Source organism: Enterococcus sp. 9D6_DIV0238, from assembly GCF_002174455.2.
Classification (GTDB): Bacteria; Bacillota; Bacilli; order Lactobacillales; family Enterococcaceae; genus Enterococcus_L; species Enterococcus_L dunnyi.
Map to the genome: position 1 here is coordinate 3,094,342 of NZ_CP147246.1, position 18,929 is coordinate 3,113,270.

20 protein-coding genes are annotated in these 18,929 nt (G+C 33.8%); 16 read left to right on the plus strand and 4 right to left on the minus strand.

Annotated features, from left to right (window positions below):
* Positions 1–78: 78 nt before the first annotated feature.
* The gene (locus tag A5889_RS14555) at positions 79–741 is read right to left on the minus strand and encodes an alpha/beta fold hydrolase (protein WP_242585508.1); all 663 of its coding nucleotides are present in this window, start codon (positions 739–741) and stop codon (positions 79–81) included.
* Positions 742–838: 97 nt separating this feature from the next.
* A complete protein-coding gene (locus A5889_RS14560) occupies positions 839–1,210 on the minus strand; it encodes a MerR family transcriptional regulator (RefSeq protein WP_087639515.1) in 372 nt (123 codons plus the stop codon).
* Positions 1,211–1,360: 150 nt separating this feature from the next.
* Here A5889_RS14560 and A5889_RS14565 point away from each other — a divergent pair, with 150 nt between their 5' ends.
* From A5889_RS14565 to A5889_RS14600, 8 genes are all read left to right on the plus strand, one after another.
* Complete coding sequence (locus tag A5889_RS14565) at positions 1,361–1,945, plus strand: MFS transporter (RefSeq protein ID WP_087639516.1); 585 nt, start codon at positions 1,361–1,363, stop codon at positions 1,943–1,945.
* A 392-nt stretch (positions 1,946–2,337) separates the two neighbouring features.
* Positions 2,338–3,297, plus strand: a complete 960-nt coding sequence (locus tag A5889_RS14570; protein ID WP_087639517.1) for a hypothetical protein — start codon at positions 2,338–2,340, stop codon at positions 3,295–3,297.
* 187 nt (positions 3,298–3,484) lie between these two features.
* Positions 3,485–4,564, plus strand: coding sequence for a HesA/MoeB/ThiF family protein (locus A5889_RS14575; RefSeq protein ID WP_176372747.1), 1,080 nt, complete (start codon positions 3,485–3,487; stop codon positions 4,562–4,564).
* A complete protein-coding gene (locus A5889_RS14580) occupies positions 4,561–5,394 on the plus strand; it encodes an ABC transporter ATP-binding protein (protein WP_087639519.1) in 834 nt (277 codons plus the stop codon). The genes A5889_RS14575 and A5889_RS14580 overlap by 4 nt, the downstream gene beginning before the upstream one ends.
* A 1-nt stretch (position 5,395) precedes the next feature.
* Entirely contained in the window at positions 5,396–6,118 is a 723-nt protein-coding gene (locus A5889_RS14585) for a hypothetical protein (RefSeq protein WP_087639520.1), read from the plus strand.
* 253 nt (positions 6,119–6,371) lie between these two features.
* Positions 6,372–9,008 (plus strand): HAD-IC family P-type ATPase, encoded by a 2,637-nt coding sequence (locus A5889_RS14590; protein WP_087639521.1) that lies wholly within the window; start codon positions 6,372–6,374, stop codon positions 9,006–9,008.
* Between the two features lie 109 nt (positions 9,009–9,117).
* Positions 9,118–9,711, plus strand: coding sequence for a bis(5'-nucleosyl)-tetraphosphatase (symmetrical) YqeK (gene yqeK, locus A5889_RS14595; RefSeq protein ID WP_087639522.1), 594 nt, complete (start codon positions 9,118–9,120; stop codon positions 9,709–9,711).
* A 499-nt stretch (positions 9,712–10,210) separates the two neighbouring features.
* Positions 10,211–10,519: a hypothetical protein gene (locus A5889_RS14600; protein ID WP_087639523.1), complete on the plus strand. Its 309-nt coding sequence runs from the start codon at positions 10,211–10,213 to the stop codon at positions 10,517–10,519.
* Positions 10,520–10,707: 188 nt separating this feature from the next.
* Here the strand turns inward: A5889_RS14600 and A5889_RS14605 are convergent, their stop codons facing one another.
* Complete coding sequence (locus A5889_RS14605; protein WP_087639524.1) at positions 10,708–11,034, minus strand: putative quinol monooxygenase; 327 nt, start codon at positions 11,032–11,034, stop codon at positions 10,708–10,710.
* Positions 11,035–11,145: 111 nt separating this feature from the next.
* Between A5889_RS14605 and A5889_RS14610 the strand changes: the two genes are divergently transcribed.
* The 4 genes from A5889_RS14610 to A5889_RS14625 all read left to right on the plus strand — a co-directional run bounded on the left by A5889_RS14610 (position 11,146) and on the right by A5889_RS14625 (position 14,379).
* Positions 11,146–11,484, plus strand: coding sequence for a winged helix-turn-helix transcriptional regulator (locus A5889_RS14610; protein WP_087639525.1), 339 nt, complete (start codon positions 11,146–11,148; stop codon positions 11,482–11,484).
* Positions 11,485–12,959: 1,475 nt separating this feature from the next.
* Complete coding sequence (locus A5889_RS14615) at positions 12,960–13,247, plus strand: hypothetical protein (RefSeq protein WP_087639526.1); 288 nt, start codon at positions 12,960–12,962, stop codon at positions 13,245–13,247.
* A 178-nt stretch (positions 13,248–13,425) separates the two neighbouring features.
* Entirely contained in the window at positions 13,426–13,569 is a 144-nt protein-coding gene (locus tag A5889_RS14620; RefSeq protein ID WP_242585506.1) for a nuclear transport factor 2 family protein, read from the plus strand.
* Positions 13,570–14,067: 498 nt separating this feature from the next.
* Positions 14,068–14,379: a heavy metal-binding domain-containing protein gene (locus A5889_RS14625; protein WP_087639527.1), complete on the plus strand. Its 312-nt coding sequence runs from the start codon at positions 14,068–14,070 to the stop codon at positions 14,377–14,379.
* Between the two features lie 106 nt (positions 14,380–14,485).
* Here A5889_RS14625 and A5889_RS14630 read toward each other — a convergent pair whose 3' ends face one another.
* Positions 14,486–15,355 carry a helix-turn-helix domain-containing protein gene (locus A5889_RS14630; protein WP_087639529.1) on the minus strand — a complete coding sequence of 290 codons (870 nt, stop codon included), beginning with the start codon at positions 15,353–15,355 and terminating at the stop codon, positions 14,486–14,488.
* A gap of 142 nt (positions 15,356–15,497) precedes the next feature.
* Here A5889_RS14630 and A5889_RS14635 point away from each other — a divergent pair, with 142 nt between their 5' ends.
* From A5889_RS14635 to A5889_RS14650, 4 genes are all read left to right on the plus strand, one after another.
* Entirely contained in the window at positions 15,498–15,743 is a 246-nt protein-coding gene (locus A5889_RS14635; RefSeq protein WP_087639530.1) for a hypothetical protein, read from the plus strand.
* Positions 15,740–16,147: an LPXTG cell wall anchor domain-containing protein gene (locus A5889_RS14640; RefSeq protein ID WP_087639531.1), complete on the plus strand. Its 408-nt coding sequence runs from the start codon at positions 15,740–15,742 to the stop codon at positions 16,145–16,147. Before A5889_RS14635 ends, A5889_RS14640 begins: the two co-directional genes overlap by 4 nt.
* 107 nt (positions 16,148–16,254) lie before the next feature.
* Positions 16,255–16,686, plus strand: a complete 432-nt coding sequence (locus A5889_RS14645) for a MarR family winged helix-turn-helix transcriptional regulator (RefSeq protein WP_087639532.1) — start codon at positions 16,255–16,257, stop codon at positions 16,684–16,686.
* On the plus strand, positions 16,679–18,925 hold the full coding sequence (locus tag A5889_RS14650) for an ATP-binding cassette domain-containing protein (RefSeq protein ID WP_087639533.1): 2,247 nt from the start codon (positions 16,679–16,681) through the stop codon (positions 18,923–18,925). Before A5889_RS14645 ends, A5889_RS14650 begins: the two co-directional genes overlap by 8 nt.
* Positions 18,926–18,929: the final 4 nt, after the last annotated feature.

The window sequence follows — 18,929 nt, forward strand, 5'->3', positions numbered from 1 at the left end:
GTTAGCCACCATCTTTTTCACTTTTCTACTCATCGATCATAACATAGTTCATTTAATAAATCTGGCTCGTTTTTGTAATTAGGCAGAGAAAAAATCAAGTAACGGCTCTGCTAAGATATCATTATCGATAATATAGCTACCGTGATCTTGGTTTTCCATGATTTTCAAATCAGAAGCTTCAATCAGTTGATGCATTTGTTCAAATATCTCTGGTTCGCATAGATCATCATCAGCAGCGATGATCAGTGTAGGGACTTCGATTTTACGTAATTCTTGCAAAGGAATATTTGGTTGTTCCATCATCAATTTAAAAAAAGGATCTTTCGTTTCTTCATATTTTTCGACAATATGGTCAAATATTTCAGGTTTTAGCTGATCAGGGCTTGTATTGGCGCCTAAAAGAGCTAGTTTATTGAGACAAGATAATTTTTTGATGCCCATGAGGATCGCTAAGATTGCACCATCACTGAAACCAACGATATTGACCTTTTCAAGCTTCGACACATCGATAAAATCAATGATATCATCAGCCATTCGTTCATAATCATACTGTTCTGTCTGGGCGCTTTTTCCGTGATTACGGCTATCGATCGCATACACTGTAAATTTTTTTTGTAATTTTTGACTTAGTCGATCGAAAATATGATGATCCTCCCCATTGCCGTGTAGTAATAGCATTGGCTCTCCTTGACCTGATTTTGTATAAAAAAGTTCAGTACCATTAACGTTGATCATTGTCATAATATGTTCCTCCTGGTGGTCATTTTTATTGTATTACTAAAAAGAAGTATAACAAATGAACCTTGACAGCATCATGTCAAGGTTGAAAAAATCTTATTTATTTTCTTCGACTAGTATCGACTTTCTTTTGGTATTTCTCGATCTTATAATCCAGCATATCGATTCCTTCTTGAATTTGTTTCATTTCATTTAAAGCAATTTGTTTCTGCTTTTGTAAAAGCGCCAATCGATTTTGATTTGTTGCATCTCCTTCGTGCCACCAGTCGATGTATTGTTTGAGATCTTCGATCGTCATACCAGTCTTTTTTAAGTGTAAGAAAAAATCGATCCATTCTTTATTCTGTTCATCATAAATTCGAATATTATTTTGGTCTCTATTTACGGTAATAAGACCTTCTTTTTCATAAAAACGTAAAGTATATGGACTCAGACCTGTGATTTGTGAAAATTCTTGGATTTTATAAGTCATTGCTTCCTCCTCCTGAACAGTTTTCTCGTTTCATTTTACCACGTAGAGTTGGCTCTAAGTCAAGCTTTGTTATTTTTTTTATAGTTCCTTGACTTTGAGTGTACTCTAAGAGGTATCCTGAAAAAGAAAAGAGCTTGAGGAGGGAAAAAAGTGGACAGTTTAAAAATGAGGAAAATTTCGATTTTAGCAGTATCATTGATCGTTGTTTCAGGTGCCGCGATTGGAGCAAATCTACCAGCAATCGCTCAAACATTTCCTGAGATCCCATTGCCATTGGTAGAGATGCTAACAACGATTCCAGCACTATTCATTATTCCAGCTGTATTATTGAGTACAAAGATTGCTAAATGTATAGGCTATAAAAAGTCAGTGTTGCTGGGATTAGGAATTGTTTTGATTTCAGGGATCATTCCAGCTATAGTGACTAACTTTGCGATCATATTTATTTCTAGAGCCTGTTTTGGTTTTGGTATAGGGATGTTCAATTCGCTGCTTATTTCAATTATTAGCTATTTTTATCATGGAAATGAACGAGCGGCAGCAATCGGATTTCAAAGTGCATTTGAAGGGATCGGCGGAATGTCATTGACGTTTGTTGTGGGGCAGTTACTGAAAATCAATTGGCAGGCATCCTTTTGGGTTTATCTGATTGTAGTACCGATTTTTATTTTGTTTGCTCTAATAGAACAATTTAACCTGTTATCTTTTAGAAAATTGGAAGGGAGGTATGAATAATGGAATTCAAAAAAGTTGAAGAAAAAGACGCTAACTTTATTATTGTCGGCGGACTTTTAGTTGTCGGTGGATTGATTGCAGCTGTAGTTTGCTAATCAGACTAAAATTTAATTCTCAGAATATAAACTTTACGTGTTATAGATGCTGAATTACTTATGAGGTTTGTTAAAAAAAATTTACTTCTGAGGATTAAAGTAGTAGGAAAGTTCAATCAACATTTTTATGCGGGAGTATCCAAGGGGAGATATGACTTTATCAAGACCAAATTAATTGATTATTTGGAGATAAGTGCCTTGGCTCCCGCTACTATTTAAAAGTACCTGACGATAATTAGAAATAGGAAGAGTATCACTTGATAATAGGGGTGATCTACTTTTTGAGGGGAATAACTTATGTATGATTATGACTTAAATTCTTTGATTTGTTATCAACGTCTTCAAAATCAAGAAGAGTATCATCTTTATGATGGCCTTAGTAACCAACATTATCTTGTTAGTGAGAAGGAAATTACATTTTTATCTATGCTGGAAAAAAATTATTCTCTCTCTGAACTGGAAGCAAATTCAAAATACACTCAGGCTGAAATTATATCGTTTATGGAAGTCTTTGAATCGATTGGGTTGCTTAATCCAACGAAAAAAAAATCATTTTTAAGAGTGAATGTTTCAAAAGTTAAGAAGAGCTCTACATCTATAGTTCTAGAAAAATTATGTTTTATATTCCTTATTATTGGAGGAATAATTGCAGTAGCATTTTCGACTTTTTTTTCTATGAGTGAATATGTTTCTGCTTGGAAATCTATAGAGGAGCAAAACTTGATTTTTCTATTCATCCAAGTGTTTTTGATAACAGTAGTCAGCATTTTAATTCACGAAATCGGTCATTTTCTTTTTGCCATTAATAGAGGATTACTTGTTCCTACGATTTCTTTGAATATAAAAAAGGGCTTAGTCAGTGTTGATACTACAGGAATACAATTTTTACAGGAGCTGAACGATAAAATAGCTATTTTATTCGCGGGTCCACTTTTTAATCTTGTTTTGAGTTTATACTCTTTTCTGGGAGGAATGCTTGCGGGAGAGACAAAATCATTTTGGTTATTGGTCAGTGTGATCAATTTTCTTTTTTTTATACAAAATATGTGCTTATTATTTAGCCAAAGCGATGGACAAAAAATTTTGACTGAGCTGACTCAATCGAGCTTGATTGCAGATAATATGAATATTTTTTATTTTTTTAAAAATATGAATGATTTAAATCTTCAGAGACTATGCTTCTTTTTATTCCTATGGAGTCAAAAAATAGTACTTGTAGCTATGCTCATTATTGCCATAGCGGAAATTTTTGAATGAGGTCGCGCTTTGAAAGGACGTGTGAAATATTAAAAATCTTTATTTGAACCCTTATTGCTCTATTTTAAAAAAAGATACAATCACATATTTATTCAGCAGAGTAGAACAACAATTATCCTTGCCAACGCTCATTGTTGATGAACTTTTAGCGAATCTACCATGTAATATAGAGCAGGCAGCACTAATAGTGGGAAATGAGAATCTTGAAGCCTTGCTTAACTTGAATATTTTAACGAAGGAACTGATCGAAACAACTAAGGTAGACTCTGTAAATAGAGGCTGGTTTTTAGCTCAAAGTGAAAAACATCTTTATGATAGCGTTAAAGAAAAGACGGTACTTATTTTAGGCTGTGGCGGTCTGGGTTCTCATTCAGCATGGGCTATGACAGCCTTAGGAATAAAAAAAATGATCTTGATAGATGATGATCATGTCTCAATAGATAATCTTAACCGACAATTATTATACGACCAGGCGGATATCAATCATAGTAAAGTTTCTGTATTAAAGAATAAGTTAAGTAAAATCAATCCAGATATAGAGATTGTTACATATAAAAGAAAAATAACTAATCCATATATCCAACTGTCAGATATTTTAACTCTTCATGATCCAGTAGATCTTGTAATCAAAGCCGTCGATACGCCAGACAATCATATGAGACTGTTCAGTGATTACTTCAGTCATATGAATATCCCATACACATCTGGCGGTACATTGGGAAATGGGATCATTTTAGGCCCAACGTACCACCCCAGTCTACCCAATCATTATCAAAAAGAAATAGCCGCAACCGAAGAGCTGACACGTGTTCATGTAAAAGGGACTTCTTTGCCAATGATCATGGAAAAAGTTGCAGCTGAGGTAAATCTCGAAGCTTTAAATATATTATGCAACCGTATCGACAAGGTTAGGTTTAATGATTCTATAAGCTATGAAAATCTTTATGAACCATCTATTTCTCGTGAAAAAAGAAACCTCAGGATTTTTTTATTTTTGATCGTTGGATTAATCAGTACGAGTCTTCAATTTTTAGTCTTATTTTTAATATTTTGGATGACAAGTAGCAAAAAAGAAATGATGATGAAGGTGGTATCGTTAGCTTCAGGATTTGCTTTTAGTCAGGCAATTCAAGTATTTCTCAGGACAAATGTATTTACGATTCATATAGCTATAATTTGTTTTATTCTATTTTTTTCAAGTATACCATTAGCTATTTTTTGTCTGTGTGATTATTTTATTAGGAACTATAGGAGGATCAGCGAATGACTTATGCGATAGAAATGAATGATATCAGCAAAAATTTTGGGAATCAGACTGCATTAAAAAAGATAAATTTCAACGTAAAAAAGGGAGAAATATTTGGATTTTTAGGGCCCTCTGGCGCTGGAAAAACAACCACTATCAAGATTTTAACTGGACAGATAAAAAGCTCGAATGGAACAGCAAAAATTCTTGATCAAGATGTAAAAACAATTGACTCTCATTTTTACACAAGGATTGGAATCGTCACTGATAATAGCGGTGTTTTTAAACAGTTAAGTTGTTATGAGAATTTAAAAATATTTGCTCAAATTTATAATATTCCGAATGCTAGAATTGATCTTTTGATGTCGAGAGTTGGGTTGACTGCTGCAAAGAAAAAAAAGGCTGGAAAGCTTTCAAAAGGAATGCTGCAACGGCTTATTTTAGTTAGAGCTCTTTTACATAATCCAGAGTTATTGTTCCTGGATGAACCGACTAGTGGGCTTGATCCCAAAACGATGAAAGAAATTCATCAGCTCATTCTCGAAGAAAAGAAACGAGGAATGACACTGTTTTTGACAACTCATAACATGCACGAAGCTGAAATTCTATGCGATCAAGTGGCTTTGTTGCATGGTGGTGAGATCGTGGAATGTAATTCTCCTCAAATCTTGAAGAAAAAGTATTATAAAGAGCCTAAAATTGATATAACTTATAAAGACGATACCCAAAAAACACTAAACTTAACGAGAGAAAATGTGCAAAAGATCGATAAAGATATTTTAACTATCCATTCTAATGAACCTAATTTAGAAGAGATTTTCTTACAATTAACAGGAAAAGAGTTGAATTAATATGGAACGTTCCGTTCGAAAAGTTATGATTATTTCAAAAGTTAAATTAATCAACATTGTCACAAGTCCTCAATTGTTAAGTTCATTACTTTTAGCCATTGGTTTTTGTTTTATTCTAGATCGATATGCACCAACGGAGCAGTTAGAAACGATGCCATTATTTATTATCACTACGGGTTTAACCTTCTCCATGGGAATGAGTGGAATAATGATGTCTGCGTTACCATTGTCTTCTGACAAAGAATCAAATATGCTTAGAGTTCTTATGGTAGGAAGTGTCTCGCCACTTCAATATATTCTTGGAAGCATTATTCCTTCATTTTTTTTGATTGGATTGACAAATGCTGTCATTGGTTTCTTCTGGTTGCCGGATCGTATATCGATACTGCCATTTCTGATTATCACATCTCTTGGAACGTTTATTAGTTTGCTGATTGGATTGGTGATAGGTTTTTATAGTTCCAATCAAATGGTTGCTTCGTCCATGTGTATTCCTACAATTTTTATATTTGCTTTAATACCTATTTTAAAAATAATAAGTGAAGATTTTGAAAAATATAGTAAGTATCTCTACACAAGTCAAGTAATCAATTATCTGGAAAATTTGTTCGAAGAAAAAAATAAAGCACTGACATCGGACATATATATAATCATCTCTTCAACGATGATTCTCATTTTATTGATTTGCTATTACGGCTATAGAAAAAATCGGTTTGATCGTTAAAAATAGGAAAAATTAATTCTGTAAAGTTGAATATAATGACTTGAAGAAAAAGTAAAGAATCAACACAATTATTCATTTTCTTGAATAGTCGTGTTGATTCTTTATTTAGTTAATAATCGTTTGAGAGTCAGCCTGTAATCTAAATAAAAAAGTTTTATGCAGTTCCTTTTGTACGACAAAATAAAATAATGCTTATATAATGTGGAAAACAAGACATTTTTTGACTATTTGAATAAGTGAAGGAGTGGTTATTATGGAATGGTATCGCTTAACGATCAATGAGGTCTTTGAAAAGCTGAATGCCAATAAATCTGGTTTAAGTACAACAGAAAGGGCAGAAAGGCATCAAAAGTATGGCAGCAATGTTCTCTCAAAAGAAGAAGAAGTCAGTAACTTACAAAAATTTTTAAGTCACTTCAATGATTTACTTATTTATGTTTTGATTGGTTCTGCAGTGTTGAAAGGAATTAGTGGAGATTTCATTGATATGAGTATTATTTTGCTAGTAGTGATTATCAATGCGATCATCGGTTATGTTCAGGAAGCTAAAGCATCAGATTCATTGGATAGTTTAACTGCTATGATGAGTACGAAAGCTGTTGTATTAGTCGATCAGGAGAAAAAAACAGTGGATGCAGAAACATTGGTGCCGGGAGATATCGTTTATTTAAATGCAGGAGATATTATTCCAGCCGATTTACGAATCGCTGAATCCTACAATTTGGTTGTAGAAGAGGCAATTTTGACTGGAGAATCTACGCCTGTAGAGAAAAATAGTGATGCTATTCAAACGCAAGCAGAATTAGGTGATCGTATCAATACCGTATTTTCCGGCACACTTGTGAACAGCGGTTCTGGCAAAGGAATCGTTATAAGCATCGGTGATGAGACAGAGCTCGGAAAAATCAATCAGCATTTAAAGAGTGTGGAGGAAACAGAAACACCGTTGATTCGTAAAATGAAAGGGTTAAATAAACAAATCTTTTATGTATTAGCAATTTTGATCGTATTTTTAGCAATCTTTAGTCTTTTGTTCAGAGAGTTGACGGGGGAAGAATTACTATCAGCAATGATCGCCTTGGCAGTATCAGCAGTGCCAGAAGGATTACCGGCTGTATTATCTTTGATTTTATCTGTAGGTGTAACACGTATGGCTAAACAAAAGGCAATCATAAAAAAAATGCCTGCTGTAGAAACGTTAGGTAGTATGACAGTTATTTGTTCAGACAAAACAGGAACTTTGACAAAAAATGAAATGACTGTGGTTTCTGTAGCCTTAGCGGATGAAGTGATTGAAGACGATCAAACAGAACCAAATTCGAAACAATTGAATAAAGTTGAGGAAGATGGTCCGCTTAGAAAGATGATCGAAGCGGCTTTATATTGTAATGATACAAAACTTACGTATAAGAAAGGGCAAAGAGAAATTATTGGAAACCCAACCGAAGGAGCACTTCTGGATTGGGCAAATCATATGGCTTTGGTGGAAGAAGTCCATGAAGTAAACAAGATTCCTTTTGACTCTTCGTATAAATATATGGCTACTTTAGTCGATGTGGATCAACAACGGTTTATTTATTTAAAAGGTGCACCTGATGTTTTATTAGCTAAGACGAGTCATCAATTCACTCAAAATGGGATAAAAGAAATAAATTTCTCTTACTGGGAGGAAAATATTCGTCTGCAAGCACAAAAAGGACAGCGGATTTTAGCCGCTGCATTTAAGGAAGTAGCTAAGACAAAAGACACGATCATACATGATGATCTAAAAGACATGGTTTTGACCGGTTTATTTGGAATCATGGATCCTCCAAAACCAGAAGCAATCGAAGCTGTTTCGATCAGTAACAAAGCTGGAATCTCAGTGAAAATGATTACCGGAGATCATCAAGACACGGCTATTGCGATTGCACAAGAAATCGGCATCAAAAACTATACGAATGCTATGACAGGGCACGAAATCGAACAATTATCAGATGAAGAGCTAGTTGATGTGGTTATGACGCATGATGTTTATGCAAGAACTACACCAGAGCATAAATTACGATTAGTCAACGCCATTCAAAAAAATGATCAAATCGTTGGAATGACAGGTGATGGAGTAAATGATGCACCTGCTTTAAAACAAGCAGATATTGGAATAGCAATGGGAATCAAAGGAACACAGGTGACAAAGGATGCAGCAGATATGGTTTTAGCGGATGATAATTTTGCCACGATCACTAGTGCGGTCAAGGAAGGACGACGTGTGTATGAGAACTTGAAAAAAACAATTTATTTCTCATTACCGACCGCTTTCGCTCAAGGACTTTTAGTTGTTGTATCTTTATTGATCGATAAGCCTCTTCCGTTGACCTCAGTTCAAATTTTATGGCTGAATATGGTCACAACGATTACATTATCCTTTGCGTTAGGGTTTGAGCCCTTAGAAAAAGACGGAATGACGATACCGCCTAGAGATCCTAAGGAAAATATTTTGAATCGTTATGCAGTGATTAGAATTTTTTATGTATCTGTTTTACTGGCAGGGTTAGGTTTTATCGTGAATAATTATCTTGCTGAAAATGGTTCAAGTATTGAAGTGATGCAAACAACGTTGATTACAACGATTGTATTTGGCCAAATCTTCTATATGTTGAATTGTCGTGATATTTATGATTTCCCAATTGATAAAAGTATTTTTTCTAATAAAATTCTTTGGGGAACGATTTTGATATTATTATTGTTGCAAAGTGCATTGATTTATCTGCCATTTATGCATATTGTTTTTGATACAGCAGCAATCGGTCTTCAATACTGGGGCTTAGCGCTGTTATCAGGAATCGTCGTTTTTGTGATTGTTGAAGTGGAAAAGAAAATATATCGGATAATTGGAAAAGACAAAAAATAATCATTTATTGAACTATATTTCAAGGCCCAGTATACATTAACTGGGCTTTTTTCTTTCGGTTAAGTGTTACAATAGTAAATGATCATAATCTGTTTTGAAAGGATAAAATATGAAAAGCATAGAACTTCTTGATTTACAAATAGAAATAAAAGATTTTTTGCATAGTAATAATAAAATCGAAACCTATCATCATTGTATAACTGTTGGGGAATATGCTTATAATTTAGCGAAAAAAAGTTTAGCAGATCCTAACAAAGCAAAAATTGCAGGATTTTTGCATGATATTTCGGCAATTTATCCTAATGATCAAAGAGTTGATGTGGCAAAGAAGCTGGAAATTCCACTATGTAAGGAAGAGATCAAGTTTCCCATGATCATTCATCAAAAAATTTCTAGACAAACGGCACTGGATATATTCAAAATTACTGATCCAGAAATATTATCTGCAATAGAATGTCATACGACATTAAAAGGCGGTTATTCTGATTTAGATTTAGTCGTGTTTGTTGCAGATAAAATAAAATGGGACCAAACAGGAGAGCCTCCGTATTTTAGTGGTTTGATGGATGCGTTAAATCAATCATTGGAGCATGCTGCATATTATTACATTGAATACTTGTTAAATAATGATATAAAGGTAGTTCATCCTTGGCTGATGGACGCATATAAGGAATTAAGAAATAAACTCCAAATTGATTTGTAAAGAGAAAAACAGCTGATTTTTTATATGAAAGGAAAACACTGTGAGAAGAAATTATAGTGTTTTTTTGATACAAGATAGATCAGTTTTTACTTAATAATTAGATTAAAATAAATGTCTTTTTGTGATAGACTGTAAGTGAGATGTATTTGCTAGAAAAATCAAGAAATCGGTCCAGAGTGGCTAATAAAATCAACAAGTGAAACTTCATAAAGAAAGGATGTATAAATTATGGCGTATCATACATTTTCATTTTATTGGAAAAGAAGACACGATCCAAAATGGAAACTGGATTATCAAGTGGCTTTTTGGTCTAGAATCAGGAATGCACTTATTCTATCAAATTTAATTGTATATGGGATAATCATTTTTCTAAAAGCTAGCGCTTAAATCTGTAATGATCGTTATTAGATTAAAGCTTTTCTTATGACGGATATTTTTTAGGATAGGAATTTTTTCTATCCTATTTTATCGTTAAAAAGTTGAAATTAAGGAGTCAAGTATGGAAGAATTAAAGCGAAAAAAGAAACGAATCGGTATTTTATTCATAGCAGAAATTGTTGTTGCGATCATCACGGTCATTGCCTACATTTTTTATTTTTTGCAGTATGTCGGTGGTATGATGATTTTGTATCCGTTTCTTATTTTAGGCGTGGTAAAGTGGCGAAAAGAGGAGAAAAAACAATTACTACGTTTAGCTGAGGAGAAGATTGAGGATCTAAATTTAGAGAGGGAGAATAATGGAATCAATGAAGTAACATATAGGCAACAGATTCAGGAGATACGCATGCTTATTTATGATATTTCATAATTGTTAAAATAGAAAGTCTATTTACAGAAATCGCTGATTTTTTTCGTCAATTGCACTGACATTTTACAGTAGAAAGAAGAAAAATCGAACAGATGAACAAGAATAGTTGATTCCTTCTTTTATTATGTCGCAGATTAAAAGAAGGAATCTATTTCTATTCTATAAATAAAGATCAAGATAGAACCGTTTTACTTCCAACTTGCCAATTTATTCCATTGCAGTTCAATCACATTTCGTGAAAGAATCTCTGTTGTATGTGGCTGCGTCATGTGTTTGTCAAAAGCTTCCATATTTCCCCATACTTCCCATAACATGAATTCTCCTTTTTCGATATCACTTGGCGTAAAAAAGAATTCGATGCAATTTTCTTCAGCAGCCGTAGCTTTTGCAAAGTCCAATAATTGACTGTAGACCTCTTTATAGTCATTACCAGCAGTTACTTTTAAGCTAGCCGTGTTATAGACGAAGCAATCGGCATTTTCTGAGTTGATATGATCAATCAATTTATTTTTCATGTTCGTTCTCCATTCTGTAAAACTTTTTTTCGTGGTACAATTTCATTATAGATTTAGAAGACGAAAAAACAAGTACGCACATTTTTGTGCCTTAGATGAAGGAGTGAAGGGATGGAGGAAAGCAAACAGATCCAATGTCCAGTAACAGAAGCATTAAAAATTCTAGGTGGAAAATGGCGAATTCCAATTCTTTGGAAGTTAGCCGAGGAGCCATTGAGATACAATGAGTTGAAACGACGACTAGCTGGGATCACAAATATTATGCTTACGAGATCGTTGAGAGAATTGGAGCAGTATCGATTGGTCGAACGAATACAGCACGAAACCGTTCCGCCGAATGTCGAGTATTTGCTGGCTGAAGATGGCAAAAAGTTGATTCCAGCATTAAACTTGATCAAAGAATGGGGGATAGAAGTTATCGAAGAATATCCTTTTTCTGATAAAAATTAGAATAAGAGTGCCTAATAAAATTTGTTTGTCCAGAAGAAAGTATAGCTTTTAGATAGAGAAAGAACTAGCTATAGTTAAAAAGATTATTTCTTCAAAAACAATTCTCCACCTATCTCCCATGTTAAAAAAATGGTTGGTATGGTCTTTTTTCAAAAGGAATGGAGTTGAGATAGGCAGAGAAGTGAAACAAGTTGGTTCTGCAAAGCCAGCTTGTTTTTTAGTAAGAGTCTGCTACTGCTAGTCAGTCCCTTATTAGCACTACCAGATAAAAATTATAAACTGTGTTCTTCATGACGTCTGCATTATTCTCGGAAAATAGTTGTTTGCATGTTTATTTTTACTTTTTCATTTTATTCGATTACGCATTGACGTAAGCACACCTTTTTTTAGACGAGATGACAAACACATGGTGAGTCATTGATTTTTATCCAGCAGCTCGCACACATCAGGGGATGGAATTGAAAAAAATGTTAGGAAAAAAGGAGAACCTGATGTGTACTATATATAAAAAGAGCGAAAAAAGACGGTATTAGTCACCAACCAATACCGTGCAAAAGTTCAATGAATAACCATTCACCTATTCAAAGCTAAAAGATGCAAAAAAACACTAGTATTTCTTACAAATTTTAGGTAAAATGAATAAGTCAATGCGCATTGACTAGGGCAACTTGTATTGTCAGTTGTGGCTGACTTTACAGGGCTCTGTAGAAGGATTGCTGTCCTTTTTACAGAGTGCCTTATTTATTTTGTTTTTCGCTCTAATTATCGAAGCTATGATTCAAAACGCAAAAAAATGGTATTCGTCAGCGACTAATACCATGAAACGTTCAGTAAATAGAAATTAACCAATTCAAAGAAAAGTCAGAAAAAGCTGGTAATCTTTTCTTACTTTTAGTATAATGAAATAAGTCAATAACATATTGACGGAAGGCAACTTGTATTATTAGTTGTGGCTGATAATACAGGGCTCTGCGGGATGATTTGCTGTCTCCTGCAGGGCGCCTTTTTTTATTTTGTTTTGTAATGTTATCTTAACTTAAAGACAAGATGATAGTCAAGTCCTTTTACAAATAGTAAAAAAAATTGCCTTAGAGTAAAAAAGTACTCAAACAAAAAGCAGACTAAAAAAATTTTTTTGCAAGTATAACAAATGGGTGGAAAACTTCTAGAAAGTTTATGGTAGCGGGAAAAGGATAACTTTCTTACAAGTGAACTTTTTTGAATAATATTCTTTTATTTGTGTCATTAATACTAAAAACGTACAATAACGATTTAATTAAACAGGTAAAAGTACTCATGAAGGTAAAAATATGAAGTACGGTGAAAAAAGGAAATGTGATAACATTCAATGTTCTTTTTCTCATAAACGAAGGTTTATATTAATACGCTTTCATTGTATAATTAAATTAACAGATGATTGAAACTAAAGGAATAAAATGAAATTAAGATCAATGGAATAGGAATGAGGAGATACTATGAATAAAACGAATCATGGGTCTACTTTTGGAATCAACTTAGCCATTGTCATTTACTATTTTTTGCCTAGAATGCAAGTTTCTACATATTCTTATTCATGGAATCTAATTTTTGATTTTAGACCGTTAAGTGTTTTTCTGATTACAGTAGTGATGCTATTTATTGCTTATCAAAAAACACACTTGAATAAGTGGCAAAACATTGATTCAGGTAGAATGGTTGTGGGTTCGTACATTTTATATTTATTTGCAACAGTATTCTATTTAATGATTCTTGAATTTCTCTAATGTTTCTAGATAAAAATGTTTAGACACTGACTCTTAATAAATAGTAATTCAAAATCAAGAATTTCGATGATTTTACAAAAAACGGGCAATACGAAAAGCGTATGCCCATTTTTATTCTAAAAATATGTATTTATATGTCTCACATAAGAAAAGAATCGATCATAGAGAGGGGAACACAATGAGAAAAACTGTCATATTGAATTTTGTTGATGCAATCAATAATCAGGATATACCTTTAATTATCCAAATGATGTCTGAAAATTTCTATTTTATTGATACCTATGGGGATAAGAATGATAAAGAACAAATGAGAGCAGGTTAGCAGGGCTATTTTGATTGGTTTCCAGACTATACCATCAAAGTAGATGACTATCTTGAAAATGAAGAATTTTCAATGATAATAGGCAGTGCAAGTGGTTCCTATCTAGGAAATAAAAGTCGCTTCTAGAACTTTCCAGCATGTTGGAAAGTTCTAGTCAAAGATGCTCAAATTCAATTATGGCAGGTATTTTGTGATTCGAAAAAACAATTAGATTCTATGAAGTAGCTTTTTTATCTCGTTCATTTTGTGACAAGAATAGGAAAAAGAGCAGATACCTAAGGTTATCATTTTCCTATATTGATACTTCTGATATTGCCGATGGATTAATTGAACTTTGTAAAATTATCAAAAGTTACTTAAATCATTTCAAATCGGACGAATGGTAATTTTGTCATATTTGTTCATAATATTGTTTTATAATGGTATTTATGATAATATGGTGAAAAATTTAAATCCAATTGATTGGTTCAAAAGTGTGTAAATTTAAGGAGGAAAATAATGTTAATTACTACAACTGAGACTATTCCAGGTAAACAATACGAAATTATTTCTGAGGTATTTGGCTTAACAACGATTTCTAGAAATATGCTGCAGGATTTGGGTGCAGGACTAAAAAGTGTGATCGGCGGAGAAATCAAAGCATATACAAATATGCAGCGAGAAGCTCGTGATAAGGCAATAGATAGACTTAAGCTGGAGGCCGCTGATCTAGGCGCAGATGCGATTGTAATGATGAGATTTGATTCGGGTACGATACAAGCAGATATGCAGTCAGTTGTTGCGTATGGAACAGCAGTTAAATTCATATAAGTAATATTCAATATTTGTGTAAATAAGACGATTCAATAGCAAAAGCTCCTAAAGCGGTAAAATACTTTAGGAGCTTTTTATTTTATAGGTGTGTGTGAATTAAAAATCATAAAAGCATTGCCCATTCCGCTTGATAAACTTTAGCTATTTGCTCATATTCAAGATAGTGTAGGATGCTCAAAGCTTTTTCACAAGCCTTTTGTCCAGATAGTATTTGACCTTCTAAAATCAAAAGTATTCCTCTGAAAAAACGTTCAATGATCCTAAAAAGTCCACTATTAAGATCAGTATTTAAATCACTTAGCTGATCAAGTAGTTCTTTGGCCGTTGAAAGTTCGTTCTCTTTCAAGCACAGTTCAGAAAAATTGATCAACAATGTTTGTAAAATTTCTTTGCCGCGATCATAGTTGCGGTATTTTTTTAGCAGTTTAAATATATTTTTTTTGAAAATCATTCTTTGATCATGTGAAAAGTAATCTAGTGTATTTGTAAAAATCAGCAATTCAAAGAGTGTCCATGATTCTCGTTTCAACAAAAATCGAACCACGATATCCATTTGTTCAGCTGGAATTTTGGTGTAATCGATTTTGTTAGAGTGAAGAAAATGATTGACGATGTGAATGCGTCCTTCAACTAAAGCTAAAAAGAGTTCTTTTTTATCAGAGGTTACTTGTGTTTGGATTTCTTTTTTTAGTTTAAATAAATCATTCAGGTTATTTTCATTTGAGGCTTTGGCTAATAAGGTCCAAAAGGTAGTCGTTTCTGGAATGGTGTATTGATTATAAATAAACAGGAATTCATCAGCTGTGACGGTTAGTGCATCTAAGACTTGTTCCAATAATTCTAATGATAGATCATGATGTCCTTTTTCAAATTCGATCGCATAAGATTTTGAAATCAAATTACTATACAATTCTTTTTGAGAAATACCTTTAGATAAACGAATTTCGCGTATGACCAGTCCATATTCTTTCATAATACAATTCCTTTCCAAGCTATGATTGTTGATAAAAAGAGTGTAGCAGATTTTGCTGGAAAGTCCTAAATATAGGACTTTATTCTACATGAAAAATGATTTTGTTTATGATAGGGCAGAGTTTTAGGAAAGGGACGAGAACATGATTAAAAAATATTTTATGTTTGTTTTAGCTATTTTTATAACAGGATTTTGGTCAATAGCCGCAGAAGCAGAAACGATCGTTGTTACACCAAACCATATCATCAAAGACCAAAAAGATTATTATTTAGATGGGCATACTTGGTATAACGATGGTAGTGCAATTGATTCTAGTACTCTTTTTCTACAGAAGAAAGTTCATCTATTGAGCCTGCTAGTACAGAAACGACGCCTACTGACAAGGTGATCACAGAATCTACAAATGATACAAAAGAAACAACGACAGAAACATCAAGTCCAACATCAGAATCTAGTATCGAAAATAAAACAAGCACGCGTTCTTCGAGTGAGGCTGACAGACGATCATCGTCAACGACATTCAGCGTTGAATCATCTATAAGAAATGAAAATAAATCTGCTAGTGACAGAGGAGAAAGTTCAGTTAGCAGCAGTGAAGAATTAGAGACAGAACAACCAACAGAATTAGATCGAGTTGAGAAAAAACAAGAACCAAATATTAACATGACCAATCCTTCAAAAAATCTACCCAAAACGAATAGATTACCTGAGACAGGTGAAAAAGCGCAAACCTTCATTCGTTGTGCAGGAATCATGCTCATTGGTTTTACTTTTTTTATATTTAAGCGATAGGTTTAATAGCTAAATCATTTTTCTAACAAATGAACGATCACCATTGTATTATGATTTCTTTTTGTGTATAATTTCTATATAGAAATTATTTTTAGGTGGTGAATCAAATGAATACGCTCGAAGATGCATTAATAAATTTGCAGTGTGAACTGGTAGCTGAAAGAAATAGGAGAAACCCTCAAGAGATTAGCTGGCTTCAGTATGATATCTTACGTCTTCTTAGTTTAGAAAGCGAAATAGCACCATCAAAAATCAGTGTGTTACTCGGAATCAGTCGTACAAAGCTATCTAAGGCTTTAAAAGAATTAAAGACAATGTACTATATTCAGCAAAAACCAAATGAAAAAGATGGACGAGAGTTACTGACTATTTTAACTGAAACGGGACGTCAATTACTGGATGATATCGATAAAGGACATCAAGAGCTTCAACTGGTAGCGAATGCGGTATTTAATAGTGAAGAAAAGGAACAATTAGCACAGCTAGCTGAAAAATTTTCAAAGGCGCTTAAATCAGAAAGGTTGAAAGCTCATGAGTAGTACTATTTCAATTAAAGGTGCAAAAACAAATAATTTGAAAAATGTTTCCCTTGAAATTCCTAAATATCAAATAACGGTTGTTACAGGGGTCTCTGGGTCAGGCAAATCTTCTTTAGTCTTTGATACGTTAGCAGCAGAATCTCAGCGTCTTTTAAATGAAACATATTCTAGCTACATCCAGCAGCTATTGCCTCACTACTCACAGCCTATCGTTGATGCGGTAGAAAATTTACCAGTTTCTATCGTTGTCGATCAGAAGAAGATTGGTGGAAATGCTCGTTCAACAGTGGGTACTGTGACAGATATTTACTCAAGTCTGCGTCTGTTGTTTTCAAGGATCGCTGTTCCGTTTATTGGTTATTCTATGGTTTATTCATTTAATAATCCGCAAGGGATGTGTCCAAAATGTAATGGGTTAGGTGAGATGAAACAAATCAATTTGAATCGGCTTATTGATTTTAGTAAATCTTTAAATGAAGGGGCGATCGATTTTCCTACATTCCAACCAGGTGGATGGCGCTTGACACGATACACAGAGTCAGGAAATTTCGATAACGATAAAAAAATCCAAGACTACGATAAGAGAGAATTAGATCTTCTTTTGTACGATAAAGGAAGTGCGCCAAAGAATCCAACAGAAAAATGGCCAAAAACCTCAACGTATATAGGTATTATTCCGAGAATCACCAAAAATTTTATTGAAAAAGAAAAGACCAATTATACCGGTCAATTGGCTCGCATCCTTGAAGTTAGAGAATGTCCAGAATGCTTGGGGACTAGGGTGAACGACATCGTTCGATCCTCAAAAATCAATGGAAAATCGATCGCTGATTGTGTAACGATGACTATTCCAGAATTGATCTTATTCATTAAAAATATACATTCTCCTAAAGTGAAAATTGTTTTGGATGATTTGATCAAAAAACTGACTAGCTTACAAAGTGTTGGTTTGAGTTATTTATTTCTTAATCGGCCAACTTCAACACTTTCTGGTGGAGAGTCACAAAGAATAAAGATGACTAAGCATCTAAACAGTGCGCTTTCCGATGTTTTATACATTTTTGATGAACCTAGTATTGGTCTTCATCCGGAAGATCTATCAAGAATTTCAAAAATTATTATTGGACTGAAAAATAAAGGGAATACTGTGATATTAGTTGACCATGATCCTGATATTATAAAAATTGCAGACAATGTTGTTGATGTAGGTGAAGGAGCAGGGAATAAAGGCGGCAGGATCACCTTTGAAGGAACCTATCAAGAATTGCTCAAATCGGATACGATCACAGGGAAAAGTCTGTCTGCTAGTAGATCGATCAATAAAGAAAGAAAAGAATTCTCCGACTATTATTCATTAAACGAAGTTAGTTTGCATAATGTTAAGGAAGCATCAGTCAAAATACCTAAAGCATTTTTAACGGTTGTTACAGGCGTGGCTGGCTCTGGGAAGAGTACATTGATTCGCCAGCTCTTCAAGCAAAAATATCCCGAAGCAAGTATCTTAGATCAAAGCCCAATAATTGGAAGCAATCGTTCGAATGTACTAACATACCTAAGTATTTTTGATAAGATAAGAAATCTATTTGCTCATGCTTCAGGAAAAAGCAGCTCTCTTTTCAGCTATAACGGGAAAGGTGCTTGTCCTATTTGTAAAGGAAAGGGCTATTTAAAATTAGACCTAGCTTATATGGGAGATGTCGAACAGGTTTGTGAAAAATGTCATGGCAAACGATATAATGATGAAGCACTTTCTGTCGTTTGGCGTGGCTTGAATATTTATGATCTTCTACAGTTATCAGCTAAAGAAGCGAGCAAGCTGTTTGAAGAAAATGAATTAGCACAAGCTATACAAACACTCATAGACGTTAATTTGGGGTATGTCCAATTAGGTCAGTCACTAAATACATTTTCAGGCGGGGAATTACAGCGGCTAAAAATAGCTAAGATCATCCGGCAAAATACGACCGATTTATTGATTTTAGATGAACCGTCTACGGGGTTACACGAGGCTGATATCAAAAGCTTACTTATGCTATTCAAAAGGCTTTTAACAGAAAAGAAAACACTGATTGTTTTAGAACACAATCTTCAAATCATCAGTCATGCGCAATGGATCATCGATATGGGGATTGGTGGAGGTGATTTAGGCGGTAAGGTACTTTTTGAAGGGTATCCTGTTGATCTATTGAATGTACCTGATTCATATACATCTAAGCATTTACGAAGTTATTTAGAGTAGAGAC

Coding starts and splice junctions, on each gene's coding strand:
- A5889_RS14625 (WP_087639527.1), top strand. CDS start 14,068: ATGTTAATTACTACAACTGAGACTATTCCAGGTAAACAATACGAAATT.
- A5889_RS14610 (WP_087639525.1), top strand. CDS start 11,146: ATGGAGGAAAGCAAACAGATCCAATGTCCAGTAACAGAAGCATTAAAA.
- yqeK (WP_087639522.1), top strand. CDS start 9,118: ATGAAAAGCATAGAACTTCTTGATTTACAAATAGAAATAAAAGATTTT.
- A5889_RS14605 (WP_087639524.1), bottom strand. CDS start 11,034: ATGAAAAATAAATTGATTGATCATATCAACTCAGAAAATGCCGATTGC.
- A5889_RS14560 (WP_087639515.1), bottom strand. CDS start 1,210: ATGACTTATAAAATCCAAGAATTTTCACAAATCACAGGTCTGAGTCCA.
- A5889_RS14555 (WP_242585508.1), bottom strand. CDS start 741: ATGACAATGATCAACGTTAATGGTACTGAACTTTTTTATACAAAATCA.
- A5889_RS14590 (WP_087639521.1), top strand. CDS start 6,372: ATGGAATGGTATCGCTTAACGATCAATGAGGTCTTTGAAAAGCTGAAT.
- A5889_RS14630 (WP_087639529.1), bottom strand. CDS start 15,355: ATGAAAGAATATGGACTGGTCATACGCGAAATTCGTTTATCTAAAGGT.
- A5889_RS14580 (WP_087639519.1), top strand. CDS start 4,561: ATGACTTATGCGATAGAAATGAATGATATCAGCAAAAATTTTGGGAAT.
- A5889_RS14635 (WP_087639530.1), top strand. CDS start 15,498: ATGATTAAAAAATATTTTATGTTTGTTTTAGCTATTTTTATAACAGGA.
- A5889_RS14570 (WP_087639517.1), top strand. CDS start 2,338: ATGTATGATTATGACTTAAATTCTTTGATTTGTTATCAACGTCTTCAA.
- A5889_RS14650 (WP_087639533.1), top strand. CDS start 16,679: ATGAGTAGTACTATTTCAATTAAAGGTGCAAAAACAAATAATTTGAAA.
- A5889_RS14600 (WP_087639523.1), top strand. CDS start 10,211: ATGGAAGAATTAAAGCGAAAAAAGAAACGAATCGGTATTTTATTCATA.
- A5889_RS14645 (WP_087639532.1), top strand. CDS start 16,255: ATGAATACGCTCGAAGATGCATTAATAAATTTGCAGTGTGAACTGGTA.
- A5889_RS14615 (WP_087639526.1), top strand. CDS start 12,960: ATGAATAAAACGAATCATGGGTCTACTTTTGGAATCAACTTAGCCATT.
- A5889_RS14620 (WP_242585506.1), top strand. CDS start 13,426: ATGAGAAAAACTGTCATATTGAATTTTGTTGATGCAATCAATAATCAG.
- A5889_RS14585 (WP_087639520.1), top strand. CDS start 5,396: ATGGAACGTTCCGTTCGAAAAGTTATGATTATTTCAAAAGTTAAATTA.